Annotated in this window: 14 protein-coding genes and 3 pseudogenes; 7 read left to right on the forward strand and 10 right to left on the reverse strand. The window is 61.6% G+C overall.

Translation table 11 applies throughout. The features are described from left to right. Window positions 1-29: 29 nt before the first annotated feature. From ACVWW1_RS32900 to ACVWW1_RS32910, 3 genes and pseudogenes are all read right to left on the reverse strand, one after another. A pseudogene (locus ACVWW1_RS32900) lies at window positions 30-949 on the reverse strand (ABC transporter permease). After that, window positions 936-2,027, reverse strand: a complete 1,092-nt coding sequence (locus ACVWW1_RS32905) for an ABC transporter permease (RefSeq protein WP_456658747.1) — start codon at window positions 2,025-2,027, stop codon at window positions 936-938. The pseudogene ACVWW1_RS32900 and the gene ACVWW1_RS32905 overlap by 14 nt, the downstream one beginning before the upstream one ends. Beyond that, window positions 2,011-3,583: pseudogene (locus tag ACVWW1_RS32910) on the reverse strand (ABC transporter ATP-binding protein). Before ACVWW1_RS32910 ends, ACVWW1_RS32905 begins: the two are co-directional and overlap by 17 nt. 543 nt (window positions 3,584-4,126) lie before the next feature. Between ACVWW1_RS32910 and ACVWW1_RS32915 the strand changes: the two are divergent. Next, window positions 4,127-5,221, forward strand: coding sequence for a hypothetical protein (locus ACVWW1_RS32915; protein WP_207833813.1), 1,095 nt, complete (start codon window positions 4,127-4,129; stop codon window positions 5,219-5,221). 95 nt (window positions 5,222-5,316) lie between these two features. On the opposite strand, the gene ACVWW1_RS32920 is transcribed toward ACVWW1_RS32915, so the two are convergent. The 5 genes and pseudogenes from ACVWW1_RS32920 to ACVWW1_RS32940 all read right to left on the reverse strand — a co-directional run bounded on the left by ACVWW1_RS32920 (window position 5,317) and on the right by ACVWW1_RS32940 (window position 10,187). Beyond that, on the reverse strand, window positions 5,317-5,829 hold the full coding sequence (locus ACVWW1_RS32920; protein ID WP_456658748.1) for a nucleoside deaminase: 513 nt from the start codon (window positions 5,827-5,829) through the stop codon (window positions 5,317-5,319). A gap of 184 nt (window positions 5,830-6,013) precedes the next feature. Further along, window positions 6,014-6,893 (reverse strand): annotated as a pseudogene (locus tag ACVWW1_RS32925) (ABC transporter permease). Window position 6,894: 1 nt separating this feature from the next. After that, complete coding sequence (locus ACVWW1_RS32930) at window positions 6,895-7,776, reverse strand: ABC transporter permease (RefSeq protein WP_456658749.1); 882 nt, start codon at window positions 7,774-7,776, stop codon at window positions 6,895-6,897. Window positions 7,777-7,842: 66 nt separating this feature from the next. Beyond that, complete coding sequence (locus ACVWW1_RS32935) at window positions 7,843-9,135, reverse strand: ABC transporter substrate-binding protein (RefSeq protein WP_456658750.1); 1,293 nt, start codon at window positions 9,133-9,135, stop codon at window positions 7,843-7,845. 17 nt (window positions 9,136-9,152) lie between these two features. Then, window positions 9,153-10,187: an ABC transporter ATP-binding protein gene (locus ACVWW1_RS32940; protein WP_456658751.1), complete on the reverse strand. Its 1,035-nt coding sequence runs from the start codon at window positions 10,185-10,187 to the stop codon at window positions 9,153-9,155. 360 nt (window positions 10,188-10,547) lie between these two features. Here ACVWW1_RS32940 and atzD point away from each other — a divergent pair, with 360 nt between their 5' ends. Next, complete coding sequence (atzD, locus tag ACVWW1_RS32945; RefSeq protein ID WP_456658752.1) at window positions 10,548-11,681, forward strand: cyanuric acid amidohydrolase; 1,134 nt, start codon at window positions 10,548-10,550, stop codon at window positions 11,679-11,681. Between the two features lie 68 nt (window positions 11,682-11,749). On the opposite strand, the gene upp is transcribed toward atzD, so the two are convergent. After that, a complete protein-coding gene (upp, locus tag ACVWW1_RS32950; protein WP_456658753.1) occupies window positions 11,750-12,382 on the reverse strand; it encodes a uracil phosphoribosyltransferase in 633 nt (210 codons plus the stop codon). 684 nt (window positions 12,383-13,066) lie between these two features. On the opposite strand from upp, the gene ACVWW1_RS32955 reads away from it, so the two are divergent. From ACVWW1_RS32955 to ACVWW1_RS32970, 4 genes are all read left to right on the forward strand, one after another. After that, a complete protein-coding gene (locus tag ACVWW1_RS32955; protein ID WP_456658754.1) occupies window positions 13,067-14,812 on the forward strand; it encodes a CocE/NonD family hydrolase in 1,746 nt (581 codons plus the stop codon). Between the two features lie 24 nt (window positions 14,813-14,836). Next, entirely contained in the window at window positions 14,837-15,376 is a 540-nt protein-coding gene (locus tag ACVWW1_RS32960; protein WP_456658755.1) for an enoyl-CoA hydratase/isomerase family protein, read from the forward strand. Next, complete coding sequence (locus tag ACVWW1_RS32965) at window positions 15,366-15,626, forward strand: hypothetical protein (RefSeq protein WP_456658756.1); 261 nt, start codon at window positions 15,366-15,368, stop codon at window positions 15,624-15,626. The genes ACVWW1_RS32960 and ACVWW1_RS32965 overlap by 11 nt, the downstream gene beginning before the upstream one ends. Before the next feature lie 108 nt (window positions 15,627-15,734). Next, entirely contained in the window at window positions 15,735-16,427 is a 693-nt protein-coding gene (locus ACVWW1_RS32970) for a TetR/AcrR family transcriptional regulator (protein ID WP_456658757.1), read from the forward strand. Window positions 16,428-16,461: 34 nt separating this feature from the next. Here ACVWW1_RS32970 and ACVWW1_RS32975 read toward each other — a convergent pair whose 3' ends face one another. Then, window positions 16,462-17,214 (reverse strand): GntR family transcriptional regulator, encoded by a 753-nt coding sequence (locus ACVWW1_RS32975; RefSeq protein WP_456658758.1) that lies wholly within the window; start codon window positions 17,212-17,214, stop codon window positions 16,462-16,464. Window positions 17,215-17,339: 125 nt separating this feature from the next. Here ACVWW1_RS32975 and ACVWW1_RS32980 point away from each other — a divergent pair, with 125 nt between their 5' ends. Further along, a complete protein-coding gene (locus tag ACVWW1_RS32980; RefSeq protein ID WP_456658759.1) occupies window positions 17,340-18,221 on the forward strand; it encodes a fumarylacetoacetate hydrolase family protein in 882 nt (293 codons plus the stop codon). The last annotated feature ends 186 nt before the right edge of the window (window positions 18,222-18,407 follow it).

Raw genomic sequence — 18,407 nt, forward strand, 5'->3', positions numbered from 1 at the left:
GCCCCATCGCGGCACGTACCGACATCAAGCTAGCGGTCCGGCACGAATACGGTTCCGAGCGCAGCGGGCGCCGTCGAGCCGCCGGTGCGCGCGCGCGAGAGCAGAACCAGAACGATGATGGTCGCGAGATAGGGCAGCGACGACATGAACTGAGATGGAATTCCGATGCCGGCGCCTTGCGCGTGGAGCTGAAGAATGGTGACGGCGCCGAACAGGTAAGCTCCGACGACCAGCCGGGCCGGCCGCCAGCTCGCGAAAACGGTCAGCGCCAATGCGATCCAGCCGCGGCCCGCCGTCATGCCGGGAATGAAGAAGGGCGTGTAGGCGAGCGGCAGAGATAGGCGCCGGCGAGCCCGGCGCAGGCACCGCCGAACATCACCGCATAGAGCCGGATCCGGAGCACCGGATAGCCCAACGCATGGGCGGAGACGTGGTTGTCGCCGCAGGCGCGCAAGATCAGCCCGGCCCGCGTCCGATACAGGAACCACCAGACGCCGACCACCAGGGCGATCGAGAGATAGACAAATCCGTCCTCTCCAAACAGGATGCGCCCCGCCAGCGGAATGTCGCTGAGGCCCGGAATGCGGAGATGCGGCGCCGGCGTGATGCGTTCGCCGACGAAGCCGGCGCCGATCAGGCCGGACAATCCGATTCCGAGGATGGTCAGCGCGAGGCCGGTCGCGACCTGATTGACCGCGAGCCCGAGCGCCATCAGCGCAAAGATCAGCGACATCAGGGTGCCGGCGACCATGCCGCAGAGCACGCCGACGATGGTCGAACCGGAGAGCCACGCGCCGCCGAAGCCGCAGGCCGCGCCGACGATCATCATGCCTTCGACGCCGAGGTTGAGCACACCCGAGCGCTCGGTCACGAGTTCGCCGGTGGCTGCGAGCAACAGCGGCGTGGAAGCCGCCAGCACCGACAGGATGATGGCCTCAATGAGCCCCACGTTGCACCTTTGGCGATGAGGAAATAAGCCGAAAGCGGTAGAGGATCAGGGAATCGCAGGCGAGCACGTAGAACAGCAGGATGCCCTGGAACACCTTGGTGACGTCCAACGGGATTTTCATCGCGATCTGGGCCTGCTCGCCGCCGATAAAGGTCAATGCGAGGAACAGTCCTGCAATTAATATTCCAATCGGGTTCAGTCGCCCGAGGAAGGCGACGATGATCGCAGTGAAGCCATAACCAGGCGAAATCCCGGGCTGCAGATGGCCGACCGGGCCGGCCACCTCGATGATGCCGGCGAGCCCGGCCAGCGCGCCGGAGATTGCAAAGGTCAGCAGCACCAGTTGATTGGCGTTGAACCCGCCGAACCGCGCTGCCCGCGGCGCGGCGCCGACGACCCGGATCTCGAAGCCCTTGATGGTCCTGCCGAGCAGCACCGCGCCGGCGGCCACCACGAACAGTGCGATGATCGAGCCAAGATGCAGCCGGCCGCCTTCGATCAGCGTCGGCACGGTCGCCACCGGATCGAACTCGGCCGTGGTCGGAAAGTTGAAGCCTTGCGGATCACGCCAGGGACCGCGCACGAGATAGTCCAGCAAGAGGTCGGCGACATAGACCAGCATCAGCGAGGTCAGGATCTCGCTGGCGCCGAACCGCACCTTGCAGATCGCCGGAATCAGTGCGTAGAGCGCGCCCGCGGCCGCGCCGAGCACGAGCATCGCCGGCAACACCCAGTGGCCGGCATCGGTGCCCTGGGTCTTCACCGCGAGCCAACTCCCGGCCACCGCGCCGACCAGGAATTGGCCTTCGGCACCGATATTCCAGGCGTTGGCGAGATAGCACAACGACAGGCCGATCGCGATCATGACCAGCGGCGTCGCCTTGACCGCGATTTCCTGCAGGGAGTAGCCGTCGGTCAGAGGATCGATGAAGTAGACGGCGAGCGCGGCAATCGGATTCTTGCCGAGCAATGTGAACACGATGCACAAGGTGGCGATCGTGAGTCCGATTGCGATCAGCGGCGAGATGAGCGCGATCGTGGCCGAGCGCTCGGCGCGCTTCTCAAGCACGAGTTGCATGAGGTGCCTCCGGAGCTTCGATGCTGCTGCCGCCCATCAGCAGGCCGAGTGTCTCGCGGCTGGCTTCGGCGGTTGGCACGGGGGCCGACAGCCGGCCATGGAACATCACGGCGATGCGGTCGGTGATTTCGGCAAGTTCGTCGAGGTCCTGGCTCGTCACCAGCACCGCGGCGCCGCCTGCGGCAAGATCGAGCAGGGCCTGCCGGATCACGGCGGCCGCACCCGCGTCGACGCCCCAGGTCGGCTGGTTCACGATCAGCACGACGGGATCGCGGAGGATTTCGCGGCCGACGATGAATTTCTGCAGGTTTGCCGCCCGACAGGCTCGCCGCCTCCGGGTCGCGCTTGGCTTTGCGCACGTCGAAAGTCTCGGTCGTGCGGTCGACGGTCTTCAGGGTTGCGGCCGTGTTCACGAAGCCATGAAGCACCATATTGCCGATGGCGTGGCCGGTCAGGAGGGCGTTTTCCGAGAGCCGCATGCGCGGCGCCGTGCCGTGGCCGAGCCTTTCCTCCGGGATGAAGGCCGCACCCAGCTTGCGGCGCTTGGTGATCGACAGGTGCCCCGCCGCGTGTCCGTCGATCACGATCGTGCCCGGGTCCTTCGCCAGCCGCTCGCCGGAAAGGGCTGCGAACAGTTCGTCCTGCCCGTTACCGGCGACACCGGCGATGCCTAGAATTTCACCACCCCGGAGCTCGAACGAGATGTGCTCGAGCCGGATGCCGTGCGGATCGTCGGGTGTGAGGTTGAGGTCGTTGACCAGCAGGCGAGGCACGGTGATCTGCCGGCTCGCCGCAGCCTTCACTTCCATGATCTCGCTGCCGACCATCATGCGCGCAAGTGACGCCGCGGTCTCAGCCCTGGGATTGCAGGTCTCGACCTTCCGTCCGCCGCGCAGGATCGTTGCGGTGTCGCAGAGCCGCTTCACCTCGTCCAGCTTGTGGCTGATGTAGAGAATCGCGCGGCCTTCGGCCTTGAGGCGATTGAGCACGATGAAGAGCTGATCGGCCTCCTGAGGTGTCAGCACGGCTGTCGGCTCGTCGAGGATCAGGAATTGTGGATTCTGCATCAGCGCGCGCACGATCTCGATACGCTGCCGCTCGCCAACCGAAAGCTGCCAGACCTCCCGCTTCGGATCGAGTGGAAGTCCGTATGTACGCGACACCTGCTCGAGGCGCGCCGACATGTCCTTGAACGGCTCCTTGCCGTCGAGGCCGAGCGCAACATTCTCGGCGACCGTAAGATTGTCGAACAGCGAGAAATGCTGGAACACCATGCCGATTCCATGTGCGCGCGCATCCGATGGCCCAGACAGCACGATCGTCCTGCCCTGCCAGCGGATCTCGCCCTCGCTCGGCTGGATCAGACCGTAGATCGTCTTGACCAGGGTGGATTTTCCGGCGCCGTTCTCGCCGAGCAACGCATGGATCTCTTGCGGCCGAATATCGAGATCGATCTTGTCGTTGGCGAGAAACGAACCGTAGCGCTTGGTCAAGCCGACCGTCTGCAGAAGCGGCGTGGCACCTGTGTGCTGCGCGGCAGGTGTCGTGTCTGGCATCCCGGGATATCGCATGCGTGGAGAGAGGAGCCGCAATAGTGGGCCAGTTTTTACGCACGCGTAAGTAGGGAAAAAGCGCCATTGCTTGCTCAAGGCTTCGGCAGGATTGAATCGTTCCCTAAATTTGCGGGGGAGGCTGTCAGTCGGCCTCGCTTCGGCGTCCGCGGAAGTTGTTGCAGAAATGTGACTGTCGATCCAATTCGAAAGTGGAGCGGTCAACGATGACGCAAAGTTGAGCAGCGTGTCGCTGCAGGATTCCAGCGGATTTCCTGCGCCCCGGCGGTACGTCCCCGCGCTGTGCGCAAATGTCGCGGAAGTCGAGCAATGATGGGCATAATTTGAAAAATCCCGAATTCCGTCGAAGCGAATTTTGCGGCCGTCAACCGCTGCAGGACTGACCCAACCAAACTGATCTCGCGGAGGTTGCTGATCAAACACGCGTCAGCGCGTGGAGAAACTTCGGGCTTCCCGTTCGCCCCGAAGCTGCGCCACGCTCCTGCATCAGCACGAATTCGTTGCGTTCACTCCTGGGGGTCTTTCACAATGTTCAACATCCGCCGAACCTTGTCGGCCGCGGCACTATCATTAGGGTTGATGCCGGTCGCTAACCTTGCAAGCGCCGCAGATCTGCCAGTCAAGGCACCCAAGCCGGCAGCTGATCTGCCATTCTTCCTCGTCATCGACGACCGCGTGACCTACTCCTACATTTTCTCCGGCACGGATCCGGGCGTATTCTCCGTTCGCCCTGACGGCAGCATCAACGGAAAGACCGCCAAGCAGGTCTATTCGTTCACGCACTTCGATATCTGGGCCTATGGCCAGAACTTCTTTACGATCTCGATGTACAAGTCGGATCATAACGACCCGGCATCACCGTGCTCGAATGTCGGTGTGACCATCACGGGAGCTCCAGCAACCTGCGCCGGCGCGACCGAGATCTACGGGCTGTTCCGCTCGACCTTCGGCTGGAATCAGATCTTCAACACGAAGGCGTTCAGCATGGGGCCGCTGAACAACATCTCGTTCGAAGTCGGCATGGACGCCAACACGGAGAACAATTTCCTGGCGCCCGCCAAGCGGGACGTCGTCGCCGGTCTCCAGTTCGAGTTCAACCTTCCCTACAAGGGTTACATCAACGTGTCGCCGTTGATGTACTACGAGTTCTCCAATCACAACGCGTTCGACCAGTGCGGGCTGTTCGGCCCGGGCGTGCCCGGGGTGACCTGCCTCACCGACGGCAATACAAAGTTCAACCCGACCTGGGCCGTCGAAGTAAACTACTACATGGATCTCGGCTTCCTGCCCGAGAGCATGCAGTATTTCTCGATTAGTGGCCGCGCCGGCTGGTACGGCAAGAAAGGCACCGAGAACGAACCGATGGCGTTCAATCCGGTCACCAACATCAGTACGGCCGTCGAGCTCAACTCCGAACCGATCCGTCTGACCTTCGACGCGAGCAAGGCGCTTTGGGGCCCGAAGTATTCACATTTCGTGGACGTCTGGGTGGCCTACCGTTATTGGCAGAACAAGTTCGGCCTCGATCACGCCAAGAGCGTCGTCTGCAATGTCTCGCCCGGCGTCAGCAACAATTCCTGTACCGAAGAATCGCTCTACTCCGGTATCTCCGTGAAGTTTTGATCCACCCGATCCGTTCCACGGGTGGCTCCTGGTGGCGCCGCGACACACCGCGGCGCCACTTTCACGTCCGCACGCGGAGGCGTTCAGCTGGGGGATCACCGCGCGACTATCGCGCCCCAGATACCCTCGTGCACGACCGTGGCCTCGTCTTCAAGCAACGGGCCGACCACCATTGTCTTCCGTTGACCGCTATCGAACACATTGCGGCAGGGCAGATCGAGCGTCGGATTCTCGGGGTGATTGCCTGTCAGTTCGCGCAAGCGGTGTTCGCTCAGCCCGTAGACCACGCGGCCGATGCCCGCCCAATAGATCGCGCCGGCGCACATCGCGCAGGGCTCGGCGGATGAATAGAGCGTCGCAGCCGCCAGCACGTCCGCGGACAGCGTCGTGCATGCCATGGTCGCCAGTAGTCGCTCGGCGTGGGCCGTGCGGTCGCGCGACCGCATGAAGCCGTTCTCGACCTCAAGCAGGACGCTGCCTTCGCGATTCACGAGAACAGCGCCGAAGGGATGATTGCCATGGCTGATCGCGCGGCGCGCAACCGCGAACGAGTGCCGCAGAAAGCTCTCGTCGTCGAGCAGGTGGTTCGAGTTGTTCGCGTCGCTCATGAACGATCTCCTTGCCAGTCACATCTGCGCGGCGGCTGCGAATTGCCGGCCGGCGTCTTCCTTGCCCGAAATCGTGATGACGGCAATCTCGGCTCTCACGGCTGCAATGGCGTCACTGGCCCGGCCATTCTCTCCCGGTCAAGGCGGCGGTGCCGTGCGACGATCCGGATGCGTGTGAGGGATTTTACACCAGTCCCTTGCCCGCGTCCGATCCATGACGTCTCTGCCGGGCCTGAAGCACAAGAATGACAACCAGCGCCAGAAAGATGACGAGAAAGGAAACGGCGCTCGTCAACGTTCCGAGCGCATAGATATCTGGCTTCGTGACGGTGGTCGTCAGGCCCTGCAGGTCAAGGGGCAGTGTATTGACAGGGCCGATGGTCTGGCTCGAGCGCGCGAGTTCGTCCCAGGACAAGGTGAACCCAAACAGGCCGATACCGACAACCGATGGCAATATGATCGGCAGCACAACATGCCGAAATGTCTGCCACGGCGTGGCGCCCAGGTCGCGTGCCGCTTCTTCAAGCCGGCTATCGAACCTGTTGAAGATCGCAAACATGATCAGGAGACCAAAAGGCAAGGTCCAGGTCAGATGTGCACCAAGGCCCGATGTAAAAAGCCCCATTGCCGTTGTCCAATCCGTGGCGCCGCTCTTGATGATGAAGTCGTCAAGCAGCCGGAATTCCAGGGCGATGCCGAGCGAGGTAATAATCGATGGCATGATCAGGCTGGCAATGGCCACGTAGAATAGCAAGGTCGCGCCGCGGAACGATCTGCGGAAGGCCAGGCCTGCCGAAACCGAGAGGACGACCGTAAGCACCATGACGACGAGGCCGAGCTGAAGCGACCGCTTGAAAGCCGCGGCGATGTCGACGATGCCTGAGCCGGAGAACACCTTGCCGAACCACACCAGGGACACCCCATTCATGGGGAATGTCAGGCCGCCATCCGGCCCCTGAAACGACAGGATGTAGATCGCGAACATCGGTCCGTATAAAAACAGGACGTTAAGCGGTGAAGAATGCGGCGAGAAGATAGAAGGATCGCGATCGCTTCTCGTTCATCTCACAGCTCCTTGCGAACATCGACGATTCGGGTCAGCGCCGAAATGATCAGGATCGCGATGCCGAGCAGGATGACCGCATTGGCCGCAGCGGCCGGGAATTGCAGCGCATTCAGGCGCGTCTCGATGATCTTGCCTGCAGATGCAATCTGTTGGCCGCCCATCACGCCTATCGTGACAAAATCGCCCATTACGATCGTGATCACGAAGATCGACCCAATGACGATTCCGGGTTTTGCCAGCGGAATAACGACGTTGACCAGGGTCTGCCATCCGGTGGCTCCGGCGTCATAGGCGGCTTCGATCAGACGCTTGTCGATGCGAATCATCGAGTTGAAGATCGGCACCACCATGAAGAATGTGAAGAGGTGAACGAGGGCAAGTACGACGGAGAACTCCGAGAACAAGAGCCACTCCAGCGGTTGCCGGATCAGTCCCACGCCCTCGAGCCCCCTGTTGACCAACCCGTTCCGGCCAAGCAGCGGAATCCATGCGATCATGCGGATCACATTCGACGTCCAGAACGGGATGGTGCAAAGCAAGGTAAGTACGATCTGCCAGGTTTTGGACCGGACGTGGAACGCGAGAAAATAGGCGACGGTGAAGCCGATCAGAAGGGTCAGGCTCCAGGTCAGCAGACACAGTTTCAGCGTCTTCAGATAGGTCTTCAAGATGGTGCAGAGGTTGGGCAGATCGGCGATGCATCCCTCGAACGTGTCGCTGTAGCCACGCAGGCTAAAGGCGGGGATCATTTCATACTCGTTGTAGTCCCACGCGCTGACAATCGTCACAAGAAGCAGCGGCAAGAGGAAGAACACCGAGAAAACGAGCATCATCGGTGCAGCCTGAAGCCAGGCAACGAAGGTCTTGCGGTCTTGCATCATCGAACGGTGAATCGCGGTGATGGCGCAGCAGGACTTGTCAAACGCCTTGTCCTCCTGTGGATTGCATCAGGCGGCGATGAATTCATTCCACTTGCGCACCATGTAATCGTTCTCGTCCATAACGGCGTTCCAGCAGGCGACCGCGCCCATGCGGTCTTCGTAGGATCCCCCGTCGCGCTTGGTGCCGGCCTTCTCGAGAATCGTGCCGTCGGGTGCCTTGATGTCGCTGACGGCGGCCTTGCCTTCCATCCAGTAGCCCCACTCGTCCGCCGTCATGTTGGCCTTCGCAGTGGACAGCACAGCCGAATAGTAACCCTGGCGGTTGAGATAGGCGCCGGCCCAACCCGACAAGTACCAGTTCACGAATTCATAGGCCCAGTCGAGCTTTGGCCCCGTAACCGCCTTCGATACGCAGAACCCGGACGCCCATGAGCGATAGCCTTCCTTGAGCGGCTGGAATGTGCAGGCGATCCCCATCGAGCGCACCTTGGTGACCGCAGGCGACCACATCGACTGGATGACGGTTTCACCCGAGGCCATCAGGTTGACGGATTCGTTGAAATCCTTCCAGAACGCGCGGAACTGGCCGGCCTTCTTGGCTTCCGTCATGATCTTCATGGTGAGATCAATCTCGGCCTTCGTCATGTTGCCCTTGTCGGCATAGGTGTGCTGACCGCTGGCTTCGACGACCATCGCGGCATCCATGATTCCGATCGACGGAATGTTGAGAATCGAGGCCTTGCCCTTGAATTCGGGATTGAGCAATTCGGTCCACGATGAAATTGGCCGTTTGATCAGATCCGGCCGGATGCCGAGCGTATCGGCATTGTAGACCGTCGGGATCAGCGTCACGAATTCGGTCGGCGTTTTTGAGAACGTCTTGGAGTTTGCACCCTCAAGATAAAGCACCTTCCACGGCGCGGTGCCCTGATCGCCGATCTTCTTGCCGTTCGGCAGCTGACCCTTGGTGAACACCGGGGTGATGTTGTCGAATTCCTTGATCTTCTTGGCGTCCAGCGCAAAAATATTACCCGATGGCACCAGCTTCCTCAGCGAGAAATATTCGGTATCGAGCACATCGAACGAGTTCGGCTGGGTGATCACGCGTTTGGTCACGTCGTCGGTGGTTGCCGTGATGTATTCGATCTTGATTCCGGTATCTTCCAGACACTTCTTCGAGATCTCATCACCTTCGTTCACCGCCGTTCCGAGATAACGCAGAACCTTCGGATCGGCTGAATGGACGTAGGGAAATCCGGTAATTGCGCCCGAACCCGCCGCAAGGCCGACCGCTCCGGCCGCGCCCTTCAGCATGGTGCGACGGCTGACGCGACGATCGAATTTCGAGGATTTGCTCATGATTGTCTCCTTGGGTGTCACGCCGCCCTTTCGGGCGACCGGGCGATTACAGGACTCGTGGTTTTAAGAAGGCTGACCTGCGTCGGGTCCCATGTGGCGAGAACGCGCTCGCCTACGGTGTACCTGGCCGCGTCGAATTGGGTTTCCGTGACTTGGGCCGAGATCTCGGAGCCACCCTCGGCGGCAATGACAACGCGGACATAGGTTCCCTGGTATTCGACCTCGCTGATGGTGCCTGCAACGGATGGACCAGCGACAGCTTCGCTCGGTCGCTTCAGCATCAGCCGGTCAACCCGAACGGCGAAGGTCTCGGGACCCACAGCAATAACATTGTGGCCGCCGATGAATTTCGCCGTGAATTCGGTTCGAGGGTGGTTGAAGATTTCACGCGGCGAACCCTGCTGCTCGATCCGGCCCGCGTTCATGAGAACCACGATATCAGCCAGAGCCATCGCCTCGTCCTGGCCATGCGTCACATGGATGAAGGTAAGCCCGAGCTCGCGCTGCAGCTTCTTCAACTCGGCTCTCATCCGCAGCCGCAAGAACGGATCGAGCGCCGACAGCGGCTCGTCGAGGAGCAGGATTTGAGGAGAGGTGATCAGCGCGCGCGCGAGTGCGACTCGCTGCTGCTGGCCACCGGAAAGCTGGCCTGGCAGCCTTGCCGCATAGGGCTGCATGTCGACGAGCTCCAGCAACTTGTTGGCCTCGGCATGGCGTGCAGCCTTGCCGACGCCTTTCATTTTCAAGGCGAAGGCAACGTTGTCGATGACCGAGAGATGAGGGAACAGGGCGTAAGACTGGAACATCATCGCCGTGCTTCGATCGGCAGGGGGCAGGTCGGTTACATTCTTCGGCCCGACCAGGATGTCGCCTGAAGTGACCGATTCGTGGCCGGCCACCATGCGCAGCGTCGATGTCTTGCCGCAGCCGGACGGCCCGAGCAGGCAGCAATAGGAGCCGGGGGGAATCTTGAGGTTGATGGCGTCAACGGCGGTGACGCCACCGTACATCTTGGTCAACTGTACGAGTTCGAGCGCCGCCGTCGTCGTCATCCGCACCATTCCGCATAGTCTTGCCAGGGATCTTGAGCAACACTGTCGCCCCGGCCCGCGATACGGAGTTCGATGCAACAGATGTGCCAAATCTTGCGACAGACCAGACAAAAATTGGGCAGATTCCGCCGGCCGACGAGGTCGGCCGCGCCGCTGCGACCGAGATCGGAGGTCAGTTGCCAGGTACGCTGTCTGCGAAGCTTGAGTTCCGGACTTAGGCGATCGAGGCGATGTTGAAGGTCGATCCCTCTGCCAAAGCCATCTCGATCCGATCAGAACCGGTGCCGTGCCCGCGGGCGCCGGGAGACGTTTTGGCTTGCCATATCTTTTGCGAGCCCGAAGATATCCGAGGGGAAGAGCATGCGCACAAAATCGGTCGACGTCGTTCGCATTTCCACCAAGGGCCCCGGTGACGTCTCTGGTCTGCTGAGCCTGATCGAGCAAGGCAGGATCGATCCAAAGTCGATCGTTGCGATCTTGGGGAAGACTGAGGGCAATGGAGGCGTCAACGATTTCACGCGTGAGTTCGCCGTTTCAGCTCTCCGTACGACCCTGGCGCCTTATCTAGATCTGCCGCCGCATCGCGTTGAGCAACGGATTGCGTTCGTGATGTCGGGTGGGACGGAAGGTGTGCTTAGTCCGCATATCACCGTGTTTACGCGTGACGGTGCCGCCAATCACGATTCAGGTATCTCAGGGAAACGCCTTAGCATCGGGATGGCACAGACGCGGGATTTCCTGCCCGAGGAGATCGGTCGCGACGTGCAGATCAGGGAAACCGCAAGGGCGGTGGCAGCCGCCATGGCCGACGCTGGGATCGTCGATCCGCAGGACGTCCATTTTGTGCAGATCAAGTGCCCGCTTCTGACCAGCGACCGCATCGAGGCAGCGGTGGCGCGGGGTCATGAGCCCGTGACCAACAGCGCATACGGTTCGATGGCGTATTCACGTGGCGCGTCGGCGCTGGGCGTGGCCGTCGCGCTTGGCGAGGTTGAAAGCGAGATTGACGACGAACACGTGCTCCGGCGGTTCGATCTGTTTTCGTCGGTCGCCTCCACGTCGGCGGGCATCGAACTGATGCATAACGTGGTCATTGTGCTGGGCAATACGACGTCGTCGGCGGCTCCATTCGAGATCGGACACGCCGTGATGAACGACGCCATTGATTCGACAGCGGTGATCGATGCGTTGAAAAGCGTGGGGCTGCACATCGACGACGCCTGCAAGCCGCCGACGGCGTCGCGGCAGCTCGTCAATATCTTTGCCAAGGCGGAAGCCGCGCCGAACGGGAGCATCCGCGGATTTCGTCACATCGTGCTTGAGGATACTGACATCAGCTCAACCCGGCACGCTCGCGCTGCTGTCGGCGGATTGATCAGCGGCTTGTCGGGAACCAGCGCTGTGTATGTTTCCGGTGGAGCCGAACATCAGGGACCCCCAGGTGGCGGGCCGGTTGCCGTAATCGCTCGACTGTTGGCAAATGGGTCCGACTGAGCATCGGGCGTCGTGTGCCGTTACAACGGCATCTGTTCACGCTTCAGCACGAAAGCGCCGCCGACGGCTCACCTTGTGCCGAACATTCTGTCTCCTGCATCGCCCAAGCCTGGTACGATATACCCGTGATCATTCAGTCTTTCGTCGATAGCAGCGGTCCAGATCGGAACGTCCGGACACTCGTCCCGGAATCGGGCGATTCCTTCGGGGGCTGCGAGCAGGCAGACGAACCGAATGTCTTGCGCGCCTCGCGATTTGAGCAGGCGGGCCGCCGCGCTGGCCGAATTTCCCGTAGCAAGCATTGGATCCAGCAAGATCACGATGCGCTCCGAAACATCCTGCGGCGCCTTGAAGAAGTACTCCACGGCTTGAAGTGTTTCCGGATTCCGGTAAAGGCCGATGTGCGCGACGCGTGCTGATGGGACGAGCGCCAACATTCCGTCGAGAAACCCGACACCCGCCCGCAAGATCGGAGCGAATGTGAGTTTCTTGCCTGCAATTTTGGGTGTCCTCATTGCAGCGAGCGGCGTATCGATGTCGACCATCTCCAGGGGTAAATCCCGGGTGACCTCATAGCAGAGAAGCATTCCGATCTCGTTCAGTAGCTCGCGAAACCCTTTGGTGGAACGATCCTTGTCGCGCATCAGCGAGAGCTTGTGCTGGACGAGGGGATGGCTGACGAGGTTCACGTTCTTGGTCATGATATCGCTTTCTCAATAAAGGGGGCGCGTGCGAGTTCGTCCAAGTCGTCGCGTGTGCAAGTAGCGTGCCCCGCTTCTTCTGACTGTCGAGCGCGGCCTCATTCATTGGGCGGAAGGGACATTCTTCAGGGCGATCCACCCGGCTCCTTCATCGCTTGACTCGTTGTTCGTGTTTTGCGGAACACGATCATGGCCCATTCGGAGGATAGGGAATCTGCTCGTCGAAACCGATGCATAACTGCGCGAAGTCTACCAGGCTATCGAAAGTCCGGCGTCGGAGGTTAAGCAGTGCCCGCCGAACGCGAGCTTGTCGGCCGCGGATGAGGCTAGCGATTGGCGTTCTCGCTGAGATCACCGATGACGCCGCCGCCAAAACGCTCACGCGACCGGGCGCCGGTTGCGCGAACTTCCCATGACGCCCGAGCGCGTAAAGGCGCGCTTTCCTGATCGCCGCCGCGCGAATGCGCGGGGGCCTCCCGCACGGATCGGTCGGCGTCTGCCGACGTCAATTGTTCCACCTGCAGGACACACCGTTCCATTTGACCGTCCTGCTGACGTCAGAATTATACTTTACGAGCGTAAAGTAAGATGCGATGGTTGGTGCGGCCAGAGGGAGAGGCCTGCCTCTCCGCTCGTGATGGTCGAAGTCGACGGAAACCGTCGCGCAAACGCCGGGGAGAAGCGATGATCGAGGAGCGGGACATCAGCGTCGTGATGCGGGACGGCACCCGGCTGGCGGTCGACGTCTACCGCCCGGAAGCGACCGGCAAGTACCCGGTGTTGTACGCATCAGCGCTGCACAACAAGGACATCCAGGGACCCGACATCGCGGACATCCTGCCGCCGCAGCCGGCGCATGCGCCGCTCTGGTTCGGTCCGATCGAGGCCGGCGATACAAGGCGCTTCATCGCCAACGGCTACGTCCATGTGATCGCGCAGCCAAGGGGCTCGGCCAAATCGGAAGGGCACTACGGCCATGAGGACACCGACCACTACGACCTGATCGAGTGGATCACGCAGCAGCCTTGGTCGAACGGCAAGGTCGGGATGGTCGGCATCTCCGGCTATGCCGGCGAACAGTGGCGTGCCGCAGCCCAGGGACATCCGGCGCTCAAGGCGATCTTCCCCTACGACGCCTGTAGCGCGTATGGCGGCATGTTCGGATTCCGGGATTTCAATCCGGGCGGCGTGCTACACAGTTTTCCCTATCTGCTCGATGTCTTCAGCACGGTCCACGAGTCCCGCGACCGTCCTGGCGAGCTGCCGCCTGCCGAGGAAGAGCTGTGGCGCCGCGCCATGCGGAACCCGGACTTCAAGCAGTACATCAACCTCTACAACATCCTCACCCAGAAGGGGCAGCGCACCTTCATCATGTATCTCATGATGACGCATCCCTGGGAACTCGATGGCACCGTCGAGCGGGCGGAGGAGATCTTCAGGAAGATCAAGATTCCATTCTACACCGGCTCGGGCGCCTACGCTTACACCTACAAGCTGCACTGGCTCGGTGCGCAGCATTATTTCCAGAACGTCGATGCGCCGAAGAAGCTGATGTTCACCGGCCCGGCCCATCTCGAGCGGCCGTTCCATCAATATCACGACGAGATCATCCGCTGGTATGACCACTGGCTGAAGGGACATGACACCGGCATCATGAACGAGCCGCCGGTGCGCTATTGGCTGATGGGGGCCAACGAGTGGCGAACCGGAACCGACTGGCCGCTGCCGGAGACGCGGTGGACCAAATACTATCTCTCGCATTGGGAGACGCTGTCGACCGAGCCGCCGCGGCCGGCCTCCGAGGTCGGAGCTTCGGCACAGGAGCCTGACGTCTTCACGCAGATGCCCGTCACGCGCACGACCAAGATCGAGCGGTTGCGCTACATGACCGAGCCGTTGCCGCATGACGTCACCGTCGCCGGCCCGATCACGCTGACGCTCCACGCGGCGATCGACCAGGACGACACCAACTGGATCGTCGTGCTCAAGGATGTCGGCCCCGACGTTTCGGTTCGGACCGCGCGGGAAGGCGAGCGGGACGTGCCGTCGACGTTACCCGAGCGCGAGCTGACGCGGGGGTGGCTGAAGGCATCCTATCGCGCGCTCGACGAAAAGCGTTCCAAGCCGTGGGAGCCATTCCACAAGCTGACGCAGGATGCGATCGCGCCGGTGACGCCCGGAGACGTGGTTGAGTACCAGATCCAGATCCTCGCCACTGCGAACCAATTCAAGGCGGGTCACCGCATCTGCCTCGACATCACGTCCATGGATGTCCCGACCGGGACGGGAGCCATGACCAACGTCGAGTACATCCCGTACCACGTCTGCAGCAGCAGGACCGTCACCCACAAAATCTACCGCGACGCGGAGCGGCCGTCACATCTGCTGCTGCCAATCATCCCCGAGCCTGCCGACCGGCGTCCGGCCTGACACCTCATAGAAGGAAACGCGACCATGAAGACGATCCGCTTTGAACGAGACGGCGCCATCGGCAACATTGTCCTGGCCAATCCGCCGTTCAATCGCCTCGACGCGCGCTTCGCGGAAAACCTGCGCACCGCCGTGCACCAGGCCAGCGAAAGCGACATCCGTGTGCTGGTGGTTCGTGCCGAGGGGCCGCACTTCAGCTTCGGCGGTGAGGTGCGGGAATGGCCGGGCAAGGACATCAACTGGTTCCGAACATTCGTCGCGGACGTGAACGTCTCCTATCGCGCGATCGAGATGCTGAAGATCCCGACGATTGCTGTCGTGCAGGGGATTGCCTTCGGTGGTGGCTTCGAGCTGGCGCTGGCGTGCGATTTTCTGGTCGCGGCCGAGAACGCCACCTTCCGCTGCGTCGAGGTCACGACCGCGATGCTGCCGATCGCTGGCGCACTGCAGCGGATCGCCGAGCGTGCCGGGCGGGCGCGTGCCTCGCGATTGGCCATGCTCGGCGAGCCGATTTCCGGACGTGGAAGCCGGAGCGCTCGGAATTGCGACGCATGTGGTTGCTGAGCACGATCTGTCGGCGACGGCGACGGCATTGGCCTGCCAGCTCGCGACCGGGCCGACCAGGTCATACGCTGCGACGCGCACCCTGCTCAAGGCGTGGTCGAGCGGAGGGGTGGCTGCGGCCGATCTCGTGATGCTCGACGTCGCGATGGAGCTCTACAACGGTACGGACGCCCAGCGCGGCTTTGTGAGCACGGCGGATGCCTTCAACAAGGACATCGAGCCGCCGACACTTGTCTTCGAAGGAAAATAGGCCGGCGCAGGATGGGCGTGCGGAAGCGACGGAGGGATTCGTGCGGCGCGAAAGCCATTCGACACGCCGCTTGGCGGCCGGTCCGGAACCATGTTAATCGAACACCAAATGGCGAAGAAAACGGGGCCGGTAGCCGGACGCCGGGAGCGGCCGCGGAAGAGGGCCGAACAACAGCGTTCGATCGAGACGCGCGCCGCGATCCTCGATGCCGCCATTGCGGAGTTTGCCGAGCGAGGATTCGACGGCGCCAGCATTCGTGCCATCGCCGATCGGCTCGGCTTGCAACACCCGCTGATCACTTATCACTATCGAAGCAAGGACATTCTGTGGCGCGCGGCCGCCGAGCATGCCTTCTCGCAGATCCGTGCCGAATGGGATAGATCGGTGGAGGAGGGGATCGATCCGTCGCCGTTGGCGCGGCTGCGCCAGGAATACACGACCCTGTTCCGCTACACGGTCGCATTTCCCGAGTTTCATCGGTTTATGCGCCAGGAGACCCTGACCAACAATCCGCGGCTGAAATGGGTGGCAGATGCGGTCCTCGCCCCGCTTCTGGGCCGGTTATTGCCCCAGATCACCGAGGCTCAGAAGCAGGGTCTGCTTCCCGCCGCGGACCCGATTCTGTTTCACTATATGATGGTCAGCCTCACCGCCACGCTTTCGGAATTCGGTCCCGAAATGCAGGTGACCAGCGCACTGTCATCCGGTGACCCGAAGGTTGTTGCCGCCTATTGGCGGCTTGTCGAGGAGATGGTCTTCGGCAAGGAGCCAAACGAGGGTAGGCGTCGAAGGCAGCCATGACGCTGCGCCGAAACGGTTCGAAATGCGGCCCGTGTCAGACGGGCGCGCCGCGTTTGCGAGGCAGGCTTTCAGGCAGATAAGCCCCGCCTGGCTTCGCCTTGGCGGATTCCGGAGCCGGCTCGCGCTCGGCCAATACGGAATCGAGGATGACCTTTGTCGTCATTTGCAAGTGCTGGTTCATCAGCGTGACGGCGCGTTCGCTGTCCCGCGCCAAAGTGGCCTCTGCAATCTCCCGATGTTCCCTGTCCAGGTCTCTGTCGACTTTGGACAGGGGGCCAGAAAACGCGCGGTAGCGTTCGGAGTGGTTGTAAAGCGTCGCGCGCAAGTGGAGCAGCCAGGGGCTGCCGCATCCCGACGCGAGAGACTCATGAAAAATCTCGTGCGCCCTCGAATACTCTTCGCTGTAGCGTCGCGCGGCCTTATCTGCCCATACCGGCGTGTGCGACAAGCGATGCAGCGCAGCGACCACCTGTGACTGCCACTCGATCCCGCCTTTCTCGATCGCACCCCGAAGACACAACTCCTCGATGCTGCATCGAACATTTGTGAGGTCGCTCAGGGCGTCGACGGACAACGGCGCCACGCGGAAACCTCGTTGCGGTTCGCTGACCACAAAACCCTCTGATGCGAGGCGCGACAGAGCCTCGCGCACGGCGCTCGAGCCGACCTCGAAGCGGCGGCACAAGTCGTCGATCTTCAGCTTTTCTCCGGGCGCGAAGCGGCATGCCAGCAATTGCGAGCGAAGCTTGGCATAGGCCCCGTGGGTCAGACTCGTCGGCGATTCCATGGGCTTAGGCATAACAAAAGGGGCGATCCGAGTCATTCAAAATATGCACGCTTCTATAATAATGCATTTTTATTTACAAAGTGCATTTTATGTGCTACAGGGGACGAACAGGGAGGAAACACCTCATGCGGTTCATCGCTTACGAAAGAAGCGCGAGGCGCGGCCTCGCCGTGGCCGATCAGGCCGGCCGATATCGGGGACTTGATGATGGCGCGGCGCACGGCCGGCTCGAGCGCGCCCTCGCCGGCGGGCATGACGGGCTGAAGGATCTCGCAGCGGCGCTTCTCAAGGGCGAGCCGCTCGATTCGGAAGCCGTGACCTTCCTTCCTCCGCTGTCCTCACCCGGCAAGATCATCTGTGTTGGATTGAACTACGCGGACCACACCGCCGAAAGCAGCATCCAGCAGCCCGACTACCCGACGCTCTTCGGCCGGTTCTCGTCGAGCCTGATCGGGCACGGTGCGCCGATCGTGCGGCCGAAGGTTTCGGCAGCGCTCGACTATGAAGGCGAGCTTGTCGCAGTCATCGGGCGCGGCGGCCGCCATATCCCGCAGTCTGCGGCCCTCGATCATGTTGCCGGCTTTTCGATCTTCAATGACGGCACGATCCGGGATTATCAGTTCAGGACGCCGCAATGGACCATGGGCAAGAACTTCGACGGCACCGGAGCGTTCGGGCCCGCGCTTGTGACAGCCGACGAACTTCCGCCCGGCGCGGGCGGCCTGACGCTTGAGACGCGCTTGAACGGCACGGTGATGCAGAAGACATCGACCTCCGACCTCATCTTCGATGTCGCAACGCTGGTCGCGCTGATCAGCGAGGGTATAACGTTGTATCCGGGCGATCTGATCGTGACCGGCACGCCGTCCGGCGTCGGCGCTGCACGCAAGCCGCCGCTCTACATGAAGCCCGGCGACGTCTGCGAGATCGAGATCGAGGGGCTGGGCGTTCTTCGCAATCCGATCGTGCAGGAGGGCGATGATGATGCGGTACGTGCAGCCGCCTGACTTTCGCCGACGTCGCTGCGCGCGGTGACGAACGGAGGTCGTATCGATCCCCAAGCAAGGCTTGGCCAAGATCGATACGCACACTGCCCGGAGTTGAGGAGACGATCAGACCAGATCTTGATCTGGCGTCGTGCGCAAGCGGCAACACAACATAAAATCCGCCGCCGGTCCTAATGGGAGGAAACG

The sequence above is a fragment of the Bradyrhizobium sp. JR3.5 genome (assembly GCF_054057015.1).